Genomic DNA, 15,490 nt, shown 5'->3' on the forward strand with positions numbered 1-15,490 from the left:
GTCGTCGACGTGCGATCGATGAGCAAGCACTTCGGCGAGCTGACCGCCCTGGACAACGTCGACCTGACCGTCTACGAGCGTGAAGTCGTCGCCATCCTCGGCCGCTCCGGATCCGGCAAATCGACCCTGGTCCGATGCGTCGACCAGCTGGAGGAGATCGACTCCGGAGCCATCTACCTCGACGGTGAGCTGCTGGGCTACGAGCGCACCAGCAGCGGACTGCGCACCCTGAGCGACTCAGCACGCCGCATCCAGCGTCGCCGGATGAGCATGGTGTTCCAGCAGTTCAACCTCTTCCCCCATTGGACGGTGCTCAGAAACGTCACGGAGGCGCCGATGGTCGCCCACGGCCTCTCCAGGGCCGATGCGCGCCGGCGCGGCCTCGAGCTCCTCGAACGCGTGGGGCTGTCCGACAAGACTCACGCCTACCCGCGTCAGCTCTCCGGGGGACAGCAGCAGCGCGTGGCGATCGCACGGGCAGTGGCCGTCGAACCACGCGTCCTGCTGTTCGACGAGCCGACCAGCGCACTCGACCCGGAGCTGGTGGACGAGGTGCTCCGCACCATGCAGGACCTGGCCGTCTCGGGACGCACGATGATGGTGGTGACCCATGAGCTGGAGTTCGCGCGTCAAGTCTCGGACCGCTGCATCTTCATGGCCGACGGAAGGATCGTCGAGGACCGGCCGTCGCAGGAGTTCTTCGAGGATCCCCAGTCCGAGGAGCTCCGCACGTTCCTCGCCCGCAGCAGCCACCAGTCCAGCCGGGCGAGCGCATGAGCACCGTCATGGCGACCGGTGATCTCGTGCTGGAGCGCGACGATCCCGCGGAGCTGCTGGGCGAGGCGCGCCCGCTCCTGCTGCAGGCCGATGCGGTCATCGGCCACCTCGAGGTGCCCCACACCGACGCGTCGACCGTCATGTCCTCCGACGTCGCCGCTCAGCCGGCCCCTCCGCAGGCTTTGGATGCGGTCGCCGATGCGGGCTTCAGCGTCCTCACTCTCGCCGGAAACCACGTGTTCGACTTCGGGGCGCAGGGCATCGCAGACACCCGCGGGCACTGCCGGGACCGAGGCATGCTCACAGCCGGGGCCGGCATGGATCTTGAGCAGGCATGGGAGCCGGCCGTTCAGCAGCTCGGCAGGCGGAGGCTGCTGGTGCTCAGCGTGAACTGCGTCGGCCCGCGAGAGTCCCACGCCGGCACCTCCAAGCCGGGGTGCGCCTACGTCGAGATCGTCACGCACTACGAGCCCCGGGGCGCCAACCCCGGAGGGCCTCCGAGGGTCTACACGTTCGCCGAGCCCCGCTCCCTGAGCGCCTTCGCCGACCGCATCGCCGATCACGCAGGCCTGGGCACCGACGTCGTCGTCTCGCTCCACAAGGGACTGGTGCACCAGCCCGCGCAGATCGCCGACTACGAGTACGAGGTGGCGCACGCTGCCATCGACGCTGGTGCTGCCGCCGTGCTGTCCCACCACGCGCACATCATGAAGGGGGTGGAGGTCTATCGAGGTCGTCCCATCTTCCACGGTCTGGGGAACTTCGCCACCGTGACGACGGCGCTCAGCGGCGACGCCGATCAGACGCCTGAGCGCCGAAGCTGGGCACGGGAGCGGCGCCGCCTGTTCGGATTCGATCCCGACCCGCGGATGCCCGAGTACCCGTTCCACCCGCAGAGCAGACGCACCGCCGTGGCAGAGCTGCGCTTCGGCGACGACGGGCTCACCGGCGCACAGCTCATCCCCTGCTGGATCGACGAGCAGTGCAGGCCGCGCCCGGAGACCCGCTCCGGACGCGGCCAGGACATCGGGGACTACATCATCAGCATTTCCCAGGAAGCCGGACTGCGGACCGGATTCGGCTGGGACGCAGACCGTCTGCACGTGACACTGGAAGGAAACGCATGAACAAGGGGCCATTGCACGGAAAGACTGTCGTCGACCTCACCACCGCCCTGGCCGGGCCGTACGCGACGCTGCTTCTGTCGGGACTGGGCGCCCGCGTCATCAAGGTCGAGAACCCGGTGCGGGGAGGGGACTCCTCGCGCAACAATTCGCCCTATATCTCGGCGGAGGGCCTGAGCGCCCAGCGCACCTCGCCGGAGGATATGTCCGTGTCGATGATGCTGCGCGGACGCGGCAAGGAGTCGATGACGCTGAACCTCAAGCACCCTGAGAGCCGCGCCGTGCTCATGGATGTCATCAGGGACGCGGACATCCTCGTGGAGAACTACAGCGCCGGGGTGACCAAGCGTCTGGGCATCGACTATGCCAGCGTCCGCACCGTCAACGAGAAGCTCGTCTACACCTCCATCAGCGGATTCGGCGCAGGGTCGGACAGCGGGGACCGCAAGGCCATGGACACCATCGTCCAGGCCCTGTCCGGCATCATGACCACCGCAGGGGAGCCGGACGATCCGCCGGTGCGGTTCGGGCTCCCCGTGGGCGACCTCGTCGCTCCGCTCTCAGCAGTGATCGGAACCCTGGGCGCGGTCCTCCACGCGGAGCGCACAGGCGAGGGCCAGCACGTCGACGTGTCCATGCTCGGGGCCCTGACCTCATTGGTCGCCTGCGAACCTTTCGACGCGCTGGAGTCAGTGGGCTTCCCGCTGCGGACCGGGGCCTACGTCCCCCGGCTCGCGCCGTTCGGCACGTTCGAAGCCGTCGACGGGTGGTTCGCCATCTGTGCTCCCACCGACCAGTTCGCCGCGGGCGTGCTCCGGGCGATCGGCCGCCCCGACCTCCTCGAGTCCGAGGACTTCGGAACCCGGGACGCCCGCGTGACCAACTCCAAGCGTCTGCACGGCCTCATCGCAGGGTGGGCCGCGGAGCAGACCCTCGAGGCCGCTCTGGGCGCCCTGGACCGGGAGGGGGCGCCGGCCGCACCGGTGCGCACCACCGCGGAGGCCGTCCGCGACCCCCAGGTGACCGAGCGGCGCGAGGTCGTGCCCCTGGAGCACCCCGAGTTCGGCCATTTCGACGGGCTGCTCGGCTCCGGGATGCCGTTCCGCTACTCCTCGAGCGCGGCCCAGCTGCAGCCCACCGCTCCCCACCTGGGTCAGCACACCGCGTCGATACTCGGCGACCTCGGCTACACGCAGGAGACCATCGCCAGCCTCGGGGAGGACGGAGTCCTATGACCGACGCGGCCTCGGAGACGCAAGGGGCGGAGCAGCCCGTCATCGGCGTGGTGGGCGCGGACGCGCCGCGCCACATCCTGCTCGCTTCGCAGACTCTTCCGCAGCGGATCGTCGGCTCGTGGCAGGCGGAGGTGTCCGAGGAGTCGCAGGAGCTGCTGGGCGCCGCGGATGCGGTGAGCATGCGGGTGCTCGATCACCTGCTCTCCGAGGAGGCCGCCGGATTGGCCGGCCTGGTCGTGTGCAACGACTCGATGGCGAATCTTCGCCTCTTCTACGTCGCCCGGATCCTCGCCCAGCGGGGGAGGCTGCCCTTTCCCGTGCATCTGCTCGACGCTCCGCGCGGCACAGCCCCTCACCACACGGCCTTCGCCGCGAAGCAGTTCGCCCGGCTCGCCGCGTTCGCCGGAGCCGCGGGACGCCCGATGGACGCATCATCGTCCCTGCAGGCAGCTGAGGAGGAGCACCGCCTCGGCGAGGCTCTGGACAGGCTCCGCCGACGCCGCCTGGCCGGCCAGTGCTCCGGAGCCCAGGCCCTGCAGGCATACCGGGCGGCCGGCCGGACAGCGCCCGCGGAGGGAGAGCGACTGGTGGATGCGGCGCGCTCCCCGGAGAGGGCCCCGGCGCGCCGCGTCTTCATCACCGGAAGCTCCCACCCCGACGAGACGCTCTATCAGGCCGTCGAGGCTGAGGGCGCGCTGATCGTCGGTGAGGACCATGACTCAGGGGACGCGGCGTGGATGGGCGTCGCCGTCTTCGAGGAGGCGCCGGAGGATGTGTTCCGAGGGCTGGCGGAGAGGCATGCGATGCGCCCGCCCCTGGCCGCACGGTCCCTCAGCGGCGAGCGCGCCGAGCATCTGGCCCGACGGGTCAGCGATATGCGCTGCGATGGTGTCCTGGCACTGGTTCGCGAGCACGACGACGCGCCTGCCTGGGACCTGCAGCCGCAGAGTGCGGCTCTGCGGGCGACGTCTGTGCCCCTCGCCGCACGCACGCGCATCCGCCCGCACGACGGTCTCTCGGCGGCAGTGTCAGCCGTCCGGGAGCTCCCTGAGCCCGGAGAGGCAGTCACCCCGTGAGCATCGATCGACTTCAGAGCGCCGTCTCCGCCACGGCGTACCAGAAGCAGTGGTTCCGCGAGGTTCAGGACCGGGCGGCGGCCGGGGAGCCCATCGCTATCGTGAACGCCGATGCGCCGCACGAGATCTTCCGCGCGCTGGACATCCCCTATGTGGTGACGCAATGGTGGTCCTCGATCATCGCGGCGAAGGGCGCCGGTCCCGGTGCGCTGGCCGCGCTCGATGAGCAGGGGCTGCCCGACTTCAGCGTCCAGTACGACGCGCTGCCCCTGGGTGAGCAGCTGCTGCCGGAGGCTGAGCGCCCGTGGGGCGGGCTGCCCGTGCCTGCTTTCGCCGTCGCCGAGCGCAGCGGCGACGTGACGCAGAAGATCTTCGAGCAGTGGGGCAGCCGGGAGGGCACGGAGACGTTTCTGCTCTCACGCACCGGCGCGGACCCTCTGCCGGCCGACTGGTGGGAGCTGGTGCCCGAGCAGTGGGAGACCGCATTCGGCAGCGATCGGATCGACCTTCTTCAGGCCGAGATGGAGGAGCTGATCGCGTGGCTGGAGGAGCGCACCGGCCGCCGGCTCGACCGCACCGTCCTCAGCGCCATCATGGACCGCGCCAACGCTCAGGCCGAGTGGAACAGGCGCACCCGAGATCTCCTCGCCCGGACGCGCCCGTCCCCGGTGCTCGTGCGCGACACGATGCCGGCCGTCATGATCCCGCAGTGGCACCGCGGCACCGAATGGGCGGTCGAGGCAGCCCGCAGCCTCTACGAGGAGGTCCGGGACAGGGTGTCCCGCTCAGCAGCCGTGTGTCCGGGCGAGCGCCGCCGCCTCATGTGGATCGGACGGGGCCTGTGGTCCGACATGGACCTCTACACCCGATTTCACGACACCCACGGTGCGGTCTTCGTCTGGTCGATGTACCTGGCGATCGCCGCCGACGGCTATGCCAGATACGGAGAGGATCCGCTGCGCGCACTGGCAGGGCGATTCGTCGGACTCACTGACCTTCTCTATGTGCCGCCGTGGTCCTCGCAGTGGTATGTCAAGGAGGCGCAGACGCACGGCGTCGACGGGGTCGTCCACCTCGTCGCGGACGACACTCCGGGCAGCGGATTCATCACGGAGGCCTTGGAGGACTGCGGCATACCCGTGCTCGAGATCAGGGCTAACAACGCTGATCAGCGCTCCAGCGGTGCGGCGCGCATCCCGGAGAGGATTGCTGAGTTCATCGAAGAGCGGCTCTGAGGCCGGCTCTCAGGAGTGCTCCGGATCGCCCCCGGCTTCGGATGCGCGACGCTTCGTCTGACGCAGGCGCGCCGCAGCCAGGCGGGAGGGCACATGGCGAGGGCGGTTGGTCACGGCCCGCTGCGCCACGGCTTCGGCTTCGGCCTCGTCGTCGCCGAAGTAGCCGCCGGCCAGCGCCTCGGCTGCCGTGTGGACGATGTCCACCAGGGGCGCGCCCGCATCGAGCCGCTCCGTCAGCCTGCTCTCCAGCTCCTCGAGCTCCGCGTAGCAGCGGCTGATGAGGGTCCAGCCAGCTTCGGTGAGCCGCACCAGGCGCACCCTCCGGTTCTGGGGGTGGCTGCTCCGGGCGACCAGATCGGCCTTCAGCAGCTCTTCGAGCACCGAATGCGCCGCCTGGGCGCTGACGAATGTCCGACGCGCCAGCTGCGCGTTGGAGACCGGCAGCCCCTCCGCCAGGACCTGCATGACCAGGAACTGGGAGAGCGTGACGCCGTGGGCGAGCGCCAGGTTCTCCGTGAAGCGGTCGAGCGCCCGGCTCAGGCGGTAGCTGCTGTAGTTCAGGCGCTCCGTGGCAGGCGTGCCTCTCGGGTCGCGTTCGAGTCCATCCACAGTGGCCGACCCTACAGCGCCTGGCCGGGGACGCGCTGTCAGCAGCAGCTGTTCACGTCGTCGAACGGGTCGTGCCGGTGGCCGGCTGCAGCGAGGTCAGCGTCGTCGCCGTCGGGGTTCTTCCGCGCTGCGACCATGGCGATGACGGACTCCACCAGCACCCACGTGCCGGCCACCAGGATGATGGCGTCGAGCACGAAGAGCAGCCAGTTGCCGTCGGCGTAGAAGTCTCCCAGCTGCACGGCTGCGGCGAAGAGACTCATGCACAGCACGAAGCCCATGGGGATGAGGACAGGCAGGAAGGGACGGCGGCGACGAATGAGCATGACGGTGATGATGCCCATGGTCAGTGCGGCCAGGAGCTGGTTCGTCGTGCCGAAGAGCGGCCAGATGAGCATGCCGCCGGACCCGTCCGCGCCCTGCGAGAAGGTGAGGGCTGCGGCCGCGCCGACGGCGATGGCAGTCGCTGCGTAGATGTTGATGCGGACGTTGCCGATTTCGCCGATCTCTTGGACGACGAACCTCAGCAGGCGGATGCCCGTATCCATGGTGGTGGCGGCGAACAGCACGGCCATCGTGGCCAGGATGGTGGCGGACAGAGACTCAGGAAGGCCGAGGCCGGCGTTGACGATCGCGCCGCCCCCGGAGACGAAGTTGGCGACCGGTGCATCGTTGAAGCTGCTGTAGACGTCCTCCCACTGGGCGAGCGTCTGGAAGCCTGCGGTGGTGGCGATGATCGCACCCAGGGCCAGCAGCCCTTCGCCCACTGCGCCGAAGTAGCCGACGAACCGCGCATCGGTCTCCTTGTCCAGCTGCTTGGAGGTGGTGCCGGAGGCGACGGTGCCGTGGAAGCCGGAGATGGCGCCGCACGCGATGGTGACGAACAGCAGCGGGACCAGGCTGGGAGTGCCGTCAGGGGTGCTGGTGTTGATGGCGGGAGCCACGATGGTGGGGGTCGCGATGAGCACCGCGCCGTAGAGGATGCCCAGTCCGATGAAGAGCTGGACCCCGTTGATGTAGTCGCGCGGCTGCAGGAGCACCCAGACGGGCAGCAGGGACGCGACTGCGGCGTAGACGAAGAGCAGGATGATCCACTGTCCGTTGGGGTTCAGACCGAGAACGGACTCGGGCAGGCTCACCGGGACCTGGTTGCCCACCAGGATCAGCCCGTACAGCGCGACGACGCCGACGACGGTGACCATGGCGAGGTTCCACCTGAAGCGGTAGATCATCTGACCGATGATCAGGGCGACGGCGAGCGCGCCCCAGACGGGAATCACCGCGGTGGGCTGGGCGACCAGCAGGTCTGAGATCACGACGGCGAAGGCGCAGATCACCATCAGAAGGAGCAGGAACACCACGACGATGAAGAGGTTGCGTCCGCGGGGGCCGATGTAGCGCCCGGACAGGGTGCCGATGGACTGGCCTCTGTTCCGCTGCGAGGCCCACAGGGCTCCGAGGTCGTGCATGCCGGCGATGAAGACGGTGCCGATGGTGACCCAGAGGAAGGCAGGGAGCCAGCCCCAGATGACTGCGACCGCTGGTCCGACGATGGGGGCGGCCCCGGCGACTGAGGTGAAATGGTGTCCCCAGAGGACGTATTTGTTGGTGGGGACGAAGTCCACGCCGTCGCGCTGGGTGTGGGCCGGGGTCTTGAAGTCCGCGCTGAGCGCGTAGACCCGGCGGGCCAGGAATCGCGAGTACAGGAAGTACCCGCCCAGCAGCATGACGATGCCGATGCCCGCCAGCACCAGCGAATTCAGGCCGTCCATCGGTGCGCCCCCTGGGTGTGTGCACTGCAGATTACTCGTTTGTGACCCAGATCATAGTATCAGCCGACGCCCAGGTGAGGTTGATTCTGTAGGACCAGCAGCGACCACCGAAAGACAAGAGAGCCGCACACCTTATGTCACAGACGCTTCCTGAGAAGGACCAGCCCAGCAGCCGCCGCGTTCCGTCGGTGTCCTCCACGGATGCGAACTCCCGGCAGAACCCCCTTCCGCAGGCCACCATCAGGGAGACTCTTCAGATTCTCCGGGACGTCGAGCTGCCCATGATCGCGAAGGGGCCCATCATCCGGCGCCCCAAGGTGGTGGAGCTGGTGGCCCGCACCGGCTGGGAGACTCAAGCCGTGAAGCGGATGCAGAAGGTGGCGGACCGCTACGGAACCGGCCCCCTGATGCTCTCCACCCCTAAGAAGATGGCCATGGTGCTCGACCCCGAGCACGTGCATCGGATCCTCGACGCATCGCCGGAGCCCTTCGCCACCGCCGAGACTCTCAAGCGGCACGCGCTGAAGCACTTCGAGCCGAAGGTCTCACTCATCTCCCACGGCGAGGAGCGGACCCAGCGCCGCCAGCTCAACGAGGCGGCGCTCGACACCGACCACCCGATCCACCGCATGGCAGAGTCCTTCATGCCGGCGGTGCGCGAGGAGGCAGAGGCGCTGCTGCGCGAGGTCGACGCCAAAGGCGGGACGCTGGAGTACCCGGACTTCTATCAGGCCTGGTTCCGCGTGGTCCGCCGCGTGGTGCTCGGCGACTCCCATCGCGATGACCGTCAGATCACCGACCTCACCGAGAAGCTCCGGGGGGACGGCAACTGGGCCTTCCTGAAGCCGGTGGACAAGGCCGGCCGCAAGGATCTGCTGGACCAGATCGGCGCCGCACTCAGCAAGGCCGAGCCGGGCAGCCTCGCGGCCTTCATGAAGGATATGGACTTCGGCCCGGAGGATCAGCCGGCCAACCAGGTGCCGCAGTGGTTTTTCGCCTTCGATCCCGCCGGCATGGCCAGCGCACGGTCGCTGGCCCTGCTCGCCGAGCACCCGGAGCACATGGCCAAGGCGCGCGAGCAGATCGCCGCCGAGGGCGCAGAGACCGCGCCGATGCTGCAGCATCTGCGGGGCACCGTCCTCGAGTCGCTGCGGCTCTGGGCGACGACGCCCATGATCCTGCGGGAGACCACCCGCGAGGTGGAGTTCGAGCACGGTGTCATGCCGGCAGGCACGTCCGTGCTGATCTTCGCGCCGTTCTTCCACCGGGACGAGCGGAATCTGGACTTCGCACACTCGTTCTCGCCGGAGATCTGGGAGGAGCCGCGGACCAGGGACCAGTGGCCCCTCATGCCGTTCTCGGCGGGCACGGCCATCTGCCCCGGACGGCACCTGGTGCTGCTGCTGACGAGCAACTTCCTCGCCGAGATCATCCGCGCCAAGGACGTCACGCTCACCAGCCACAGCCTGGAGCCCGGAAGCATGCCGGGGCTGCTCAACAACTTCACCCTGGAGTTCGAGCTCACCTCGCCCGCCTGAGCGGCCGCGCCTCCGAGGCCCTAGGCTGCGGGGACCCAGTTCTGCGGGGCGTCGATCACGGCCCGCAGGGCTCGGAGCGCTCCCCCTGTGGTCGCCGGGGAGAGCCCGCTGCAGGATTCGCGGACCCGGAACTCGCAGAACTCCGCCGCGAGCACGCGGTGCTGCAGCTGCGCTTCGATCCCGGGACGCAGCAGGTCCGTCAGCGGGGCGAATTCGCCGCCGAGCACCACACAGTGGACGTCGACCATGTTCATCGCGCCCGAGAGAGCCACTCCCAGTGCCTCACCGGCTTTGCTGAGGGCCGCACATGCTTGGGCGCCCGCACTGTCGTCCCACTCGGTCAGTGAGACCAAGTCGTCGGCCGTGGCCGAGGCGCTCAGCCCTGCGGCCAGCAGAAGGCTCCTCTTGCCGGCATAGACCTCCAGGCAGCCGGTGGACCCGCATCCGCACTGCGGGCCGGAGGGCTCCACGGTCAGGTGGCCGATCTCACCGGCCCAGCCGTGCTGACCCGCGTCGACCACCCCGTCGACGACCACCGCAGAGCCGATGCCGGCCTGGGCGGAGAGGTAGATGAAGGTCTGCTCCGTGCGGTCCTCGGCGGTGAGCTCCTCTGCGACGGCGAGGGCCGCCAGCTTGGCCTCGTTGACCACGAGGGCAAATCCGCCGCGCTCGGGCCAGCCCGCGGTGAACGCATCGACGACGTCCACCGACTTCCACCCGAGGTTGGGCGCGTAGAGCAGCGAGCGTTCGTCAGCTGCCACCAGGCCCGGGATGGCAACGACTGTGCCGACGATGCGGGCCCCTGACTCCTGGGCGCCTGCGGCGACCCGCCCGGCCATCGCTCCCGCGGCGCGGAGCACCTCTGCCGCATCCGAATTGCGGTAGTCCCCCTCGATGATCTCCTCGGCGAGCACCGTGCCGGTGAGATCCAGCGCCCGGGCGGCCATGAAGTCCACATTGACTTCGACTCCGAGTCCCACCAGCGTCCTGCGGGCGGGAGTCAGCGGCACCGCCGGCCGGCCGCGGGTGCCCCCGACCACTGGGGAGCCCTCTCTGACGATCCCGGCCGCCAGGAGCTCGTCGACCAGACGCGACACGGTCGACCGCGTCATGCCGGTGCGGATGCTGAGATCGGCGCGCGAGAGAGGCTCGGCCGATGCGAAGATCTCCTCGGTCAGCACCAGCAGGTTGGCCTCGCGCAGCGTCTCCTGCCGGGCGCCGGGGCGCTGCGCCTCGCCCTTGCGGGGCCGGTCGCGCCGCTGGGGCCGCTGGAAGTCGTTCTTGCCGCCGTCCTGCGCCTCAGCCACCAGTCCTCGGGAGAATGATCGTCGTCCGAGGCGCGCCAGCCGACCGGGCACCGGTGCCGCGGAAGCGGGCGCGCTCGTATGCACCCCGTTGGTCCGCGCGGGGTCGCGCTGTGCTGTGCCCTGGATCACAGACTTGATCTTAGCCTCCGAAGCAATTAGGTTTCACCTAGAAACAAAATGAGTCGGGGATCACATCCCGACAGAGTGGTCACCCGCTGATCCCATCACAACCCTGACACGATTTCTCGGAGGCACCCATGGCAACGACGCCGGCAGACGACTACAAGTTCTCCTTCGGCCTGTGGACCGTGGGATGGACGGCTCGCGATCAGTTCGGCGAGGCCTCCCGCCCCGAGCTCGAGCCATGGGACTACCTCCCCAAGCTGAAGGAGGCCGGCGCATCCGGCGTCACCTTCCACGACGACGACGTCGCCCCCTTCGGCACCGATGACGCTGAGCGTGAGAAGTACTTCAGCCGATTCAAGGACGCGGCCGACGAGGTCGGCCTGAAGGTGGAGATGCTCACCACCAACACCTTCTCCCACCCTGTCTTCAAAGACGGCGGCCTGACCTCCAACGACCGCTCGGTGCGCCGCTTCGGCCTGCGCAAGCTGCTCCGCAACGTCGACCGCGCCGCTGAGTTCGGCGCCGAGACCTTCGTCATGTGGGGCGGGCGCGAGGGCTCGGAGTACGACAACGCCAAAGACCTCAACGCTGCCCACGAGCGCTACGCCGAGGGCATCGACACCATCGCCGGCTACATCAAGGAGAAGGGCTACGACCTGCGCATCGCGCTGGAGCCCAAGCCGAACGAGCCCCGCGGCGACATCTTCCTGCCCACCATCGGCCACGCGCTGGGCCTGATCGCCCAGCTCGACAACGAGGACATCGTCGGACTGAACCCCGAGACCGGCCACGAGCAGATGGCGGGCCTGAACTTCACCCACGGCATCGCGCAGGCCCTGTGGGCCGGCAAGCTCTTCCACATCGACCTCAACGGCCAGCGGTCCATCAAGTACGACCAGGACCTGGTCTTCGGCCACGGAGACCTCATCTCCGCGTTCTTCACCGTGGACCTCCTCGTCAACGGCTTCCCCAACGGCGGACCCACCTACGACGGCTGGCTGCACTTCGACTACAAGCCGTCGCGCACCGACCACATGCAGGGCATCTGGGACTCGGCCGCCGCGAACGTGGAGATGGTGACCCTCCTGGCGGAGAAGGCCAAGGCCTACCGCGCCGACCCGGAGGTCCAGGAGGCGTTCAGGACCGCAGGCATCCACGAGCTCGCCGAGCCGACGATCGCTCAGGGCGAGTCCGTCTCGGACTTCCTCGCCGACTCCTCCGCCTACGAGGACTTCGACGTGGACAAGGCCGCGGAGCGCAACTACGGATTCGTGAAGCTCAACCAGCTCGCACTGCGCCACCTCATCGGCTGACCTGCTCAGACGTGCGACGAAGCCCGAGCTCACCTGTTCAGAGCTCGGGCTTCGCTGTGCCTCGCCTCACATAGACTGACCCCACCTGTCCCACGCCCCTCCAAGGAGACCTCTATGGCACTCGTCGCCGGCATCGACTCCTCCACCCAGTCCTGCAAAGTCGTCATCCGTGACGCTGACTCCGGAGAGCTGGTGCGCCAGGGCCAGGCGTCCCACCCGAACGGCACCGAGGTGAACCCGCAGGCATGGTGGGATGCCCTCCTGAGCGCCATCGAGCAGGCCGGCGGCCTCGACGACGTGGCCGCCGCGTCCGTCGGAGGCCAGCAGCACGGCATGGTCGCCCTCGATGCGCACGGCCAGGTCATCCGCGATGCGCTGCTGTGGAACGACACCCGCTCCGCTGAGGCGGCCGAGGCGCTCATCGCTGAGCGGGGCCACGTCACGGAGGGCTCAGACACTGCCAATGCTCTGGTCAACGGCGCTGCGGCCTGGGCCGAGGCGACCGGTTCGGTGCCCGTGGCCTCCCTGACGGTCACCAAGCTGCGCTGGCTGGCGGACGCCGAGCCTGCGAACGCGCGGCGTGTGGCCGCCGTCGCCCTCCCCCACGACTGGCTGACCTGGAAGCTCTCCGGCTCGGCCTCGCTGGAGGACCTCGCCACGGATCGGTCCGAGGCATCGGGCACCGGCTACTGGGACTCCTCAATGGACCAGTACCGATACGACCTTCTCGCCCAGGCGCTGCGCATCTCCGAGGACGACGCCAGGGCCATCATCCTGCCGCGCGTTCTGGGCCCCAACGAGGCCGCCGGAACCGGCGACTCCAGCCGCGGCTGGGGCGAGATGGTGCTGGGTCCCGGGGCAGGCGACAACGCCGCCGCCTCGCTGGGCATCAACATGGGAACCGGGGACGTATCGATCTCCATCGGCACCTCCGGCGTGGTGGCCGCGGTCTCCCCCAAACCGATTCTGGACCCCACCGGCCTCATCAACGGGTTCGCCTCCGCCACCGGTGAGTACCTCCCCCTGGCCGTGACCCTCAACGGCTCCAGAGTTCTGGACGGGGTGGCTGAGATGCTCGGCGCCGACCACGAGCAGCTGGCCCAGCTGGCCCTGGCTGCCGAGCCGGGCGCGAACGGCCTGACGATGATCCCCTACCTCGAAGGCGAGCGCACGCCCAACCTGCCGCACGCCACCGGCTCCTTCGTGGGCATGTCGCTGGCCTCGATGAACCCCGCCGATGTGGCCCGGGCCGCCGTGGAGGGACTGCTGTGCGGCCTGGCCGATGGGCTCGAGGCGCAGACGGCACTGGGCGTCCCGGTCAGCTCGATCCAGCTGATCGGAGGAGCAGCCCGCTCCGCGGCTGTGCAGCGGATCGCCCCGGCCATCTTCGGCCAGGAGGTCCTGGTCCCGGAGCCGGGCGAGTACGTCGCCGACGGCGCCGCACGACAGGCTGCTTGGGTGCTCGCAGGCGGACCGACTCCGCCCTCGTGGACCGTCTCGGAGCTGAAGACGTTCACCGCTGAGCCGACCCCGCAGGTCCGGGAGCTCTACGCGAGCCGCCGGCACCTCTACGCTGAGCGTCGCTGAGCCGAGGCCCGGGGATCAGCTCAGCTTCCCTTGGCGATCTCCCATTTGAGCTGCGCCTCTGAGGGGGACTGCACCGGGAGGAACAGCGATTCGCGCAGGCGCCGGTTGGCGTCTGAGGTGACCACGTAGCCCTTGCCTCCCGAGGTCTTGCCCTCCAGCGCCGCCAGGGCGACGGCGAGCTGGCCGGCCCTGAGGCGCAGCCGGAGCACGTCCCGGCGCTCCGGCGCCTCTGGCGTGCCGACGCAGCGGGCGTAGTCGCGCAGCGTGCAGCGTGCGTCCTCCAGCTGATCCTGCAGGTCGCTGAATTCGTCGAAGAACACCTCGTTGAGGCCGGGCAGGTTCGCCCGCGCCATGCGGAAGCTCGCTGTGGCCAGCCCCATGCAGAACGCGGACTGGAGGATGCCGAAGGTCGGCCGGCAGCGTCCGAGGAAGTCGTAGAAGTCTGTGGAGAGGACCTGCTGCGCCGGTATCCGCGCATCCTGGACCTTGACGTAGGTGGAGGCCGTGCCCTGCAGGGCGAGCAGGTCAAGATCCTTGCCCACCTCGACGCCCTCGGTGCTGAGCCAGAAGGCGACGACGGTGGGAACCGCTTGGTCTGCTCCCTCGGTCCTGTCCCACGCGGCAGAGACGACGAGCGCGTCCGCGTAGAGGTTCGAGGCCCAGGGAAGGGTTCCGCTGAGCACCACGCTGCCTCCCTCTCGGACCATGCTCAGGTCCAGGGTGCCGGCTCCTGCGAAGGTCTTGAACGCCGAGGCCATGCCGGAGACGCCGGGCACGGTGCCGGCCTGCAGGTCCGGGAGGATCGATCGCGCCCAGTCGGTGTCCGCAGCGGCCAGGTACTCGATGCACATGCGGTGCCCCCAGAGGGCGAACCCGCTGGCGAGCGAGCGCTCGGCCAGCGCTTCGATCACCGCCGCCTGCTTCAGGAGCTCGCCGCCGGCGTTGGCCGGCGCACCCAGGCCCAGCAGCTCGGCCCGCCCGAGGGCAGGGAAGATCTCGCGGGCGAAGGCGTCGCCCTGATCGACCGCCCGGGCGTTCTCCTGAGCGGAGGCGAGCGCCTCTGCGGGGATCTCAACCGAGGCCAGGGGCTCCTCGAGGGTGCGCTGCGCCATGCGGTCAGCCGTGGGAGGAGGCGTCGCCGTCTGCGTCGGCGTGGCCTCCGCCCACGGTGAGGCTGGTGTCGAAGGAAGCGGGGCGGGAGAACGTGTTGACCACCGGTGACCACTTGACGGCGTTCTCAGTGATCGCCTTGAGCGTCTCCTCATCCGCGTCGCCGTCGAGGTATACGTGCACGTTGACGTGGGAGACGCCGAGCACCTTGTCATCATCGAGGTCGCCGACGCCCCAGGTGGCTGAGATGTCGATCTGACCCTCGAGCTCCACCTCGACCTTGCTGAGCGTCACGCCGCGCTTGGTGGCGTTGGCCACGAGTCCCACGGAGATGCACGAGCCGAGGGCGCCGAGGGCGATCTCGGTGGGGTTGGGCGCCTCGTCGTCGCCGAGCAGCTTGGGCGGCTCGGAGATGAGGTAGCCCTCGTGGTCGCGCACGTAGTTGTAGTTCCGGAACCCGGAGTCCAGCACTGTCTTGGACTTGACCACCTTGTGCCCGTGCTCCGGCTTCTCAATGTTCTTGGCGGCCAGGCTGTCCAGGCCCTGCGGGTCGATCCCGTTGAACGTTCCTGTCACCGAGGTCTCAGTCATCAGCGGTTCTCCTGGGGGTCTGGTAGGGCTGATCCTTAGCCGAGATGCTAGTCGCCGCGGCTGTGAGCGCGGAGAATGTCTCCCCAGGTT

General features: G+C 68.9%; 13 protein-coding genes. 8 read left to right on the forward strand and 5 right to left on the reverse strand.

Annotated elements, in window-relative coordinates; all coding sequences use genetic code 11:
• Positions 1-18 precede the first annotated feature (18 nt).
• The 5 genes from FS388_RS05230 to FS388_RS05250 are packed head-to-tail and all read left to right on the forward strand — an operon-like array spanning position 19 to position 5,447.
• Positions 19-777, forward strand: coding sequence for an amino acid ABC transporter ATP-binding protein (locus FS388_RS05230; protein WP_146341881.1), 759 nt, complete (start codon positions 19-21; stop codon positions 775-777).
• A complete protein-coding gene (locus tag FS388_RS05235; RefSeq protein WP_146340356.1) occupies positions 774-1,904 on the forward strand; it encodes a CapA family protein in 1,131 nt (376 codons plus the stop codon). The genes FS388_RS05230 and FS388_RS05235 overlap by 4 nt, the downstream gene beginning before the upstream one ends.
• On the forward strand, positions 1,901-3,136 hold the full coding sequence (locus FS388_RS05240) for a CaiB/BaiF CoA-transferase family protein (protein ID WP_146340358.1): 1,236 nt from the start codon (positions 1,901-1,903) through the stop codon (positions 3,134-3,136). Before FS388_RS05235 ends, FS388_RS05240 begins: the two co-directional genes overlap by 4 nt.
• Positions 3,133-4,212: a 2-hydroxyacyl-CoA dehydratase family protein gene (locus FS388_RS05245; protein WP_146340360.1), complete on the forward strand. Its 1,080-nt coding sequence runs from the start codon at positions 3,133-3,135 to the stop codon at positions 4,210-4,212. The genes FS388_RS05240 and FS388_RS05245 overlap by 4 nt, the downstream gene beginning before the upstream one ends.
• Complete coding sequence (locus FS388_RS05250; RefSeq protein WP_210410244.1) at positions 4,209-5,447, forward strand: 2-hydroxyacyl-CoA dehydratase family protein; 1,239 nt, start codon at positions 4,209-4,211, stop codon at positions 5,445-5,447. Before FS388_RS05245 ends, FS388_RS05250 begins: the two co-directional genes overlap by 4 nt.
• 9 nt (positions 5,448-5,456) lie before the next feature.
• On the opposite strand, the gene FS388_RS05255 is transcribed toward FS388_RS05250, so the two are convergent.
• Together FS388_RS05255 and FS388_RS05260 are read right to left on the reverse strand one after the other, a co-directional pair.
• Positions 5,457-6,056, reverse strand: a complete 600-nt coding sequence (locus FS388_RS05255; RefSeq protein ID WP_146340362.1) for a MarR family winged helix-turn-helix transcriptional regulator — start codon at positions 6,054-6,056, stop codon at positions 5,457-5,459.
• 38 nt (positions 6,057-6,094) lie between these two features.
• The gene (locus FS388_RS05260) at positions 6,095-7,819 is read right to left on the reverse strand and encodes a carbon starvation protein A (protein ID WP_146341883.1); all 1,725 of its coding nucleotides are present in this window, start codon (positions 7,817-7,819) and stop codon (positions 6,095-6,097) included.
• A 143-nt stretch (positions 7,820-7,962) separates the two neighbouring features.
• Here FS388_RS05260 and FS388_RS05265 point away from each other — a divergent pair, with 143 nt between their 5' ends.
• Positions 7,963-9,366 (forward strand): cytochrome P450, encoded by a 1,404-nt coding sequence (locus FS388_RS05265; protein WP_146340364.1) that lies wholly within the window; start codon positions 7,963-7,965, stop codon positions 9,364-9,366.
• Positions 9,367-9,386: 20 nt separating this feature from the next.
• Here FS388_RS05265 and FS388_RS05270 read toward each other — a convergent pair whose 3' ends face one another.
• The gene (locus FS388_RS05270) at positions 9,387-10,802 is read right to left on the reverse strand and encodes an ROK family transcriptional regulator (RefSeq protein WP_146340366.1); all 1,416 of its coding nucleotides are present in this window, start codon (positions 10,800-10,802) and stop codon (positions 9,387-9,389) included.
• Positions 10,803-10,930: 128 nt separating this feature from the next.
• Between FS388_RS05270 and xylA the strand changes: the two genes are divergently transcribed.
• Positions 10,931-12,112, forward strand: a complete 1,182-nt coding sequence (xylA, locus tag FS388_RS05275; protein WP_146340368.1) for a xylose isomerase — start codon at positions 10,931-10,933, stop codon at positions 12,110-12,112.
• Between the two features lie 114 nt (positions 12,113-12,226).
• Positions 12,227-13,699 (forward strand): xylulokinase, encoded by a 1,473-nt coding sequence (locus tag FS388_RS05280; RefSeq protein WP_146340370.1) that lies wholly within the window; start codon positions 12,227-12,229, stop codon positions 13,697-13,699.
• A 20-nt stretch (positions 13,700-13,719) separates the two neighbouring features.
• Here FS388_RS05280 and FS388_RS05285 read toward each other — a convergent pair whose 3' ends face one another.
• Both FS388_RS05285 and FS388_RS05290 read right to left on the reverse strand, forming a co-directional pair.
• Entirely contained in the window at positions 13,720-14,811 is a 1,092-nt protein-coding gene (locus tag FS388_RS05285; protein ID WP_168198602.1) for an acyl-CoA dehydrogenase family protein, read from the reverse strand.
• 4 nt (positions 14,812-14,815) lie between these two features.
• Positions 14,816-15,400, reverse strand: a complete 585-nt coding sequence (locus FS388_RS05290; RefSeq protein ID WP_146340375.1) for an OsmC family protein — start codon at positions 15,398-15,400, stop codon at positions 14,816-14,818.
• Positions 15,401-15,490: the final 90 nt, after the last annotated feature.

Source organism: Nesterenkonia sp. NBAIMH1, assembly GCF_007922635.1.
Taxonomy (GTDB): domain Bacteria; phylum Actinomycetota; class Actinomycetes; order Actinomycetales; family Micrococcaceae; genus Nesterenkonia; species Nesterenkonia pannonica.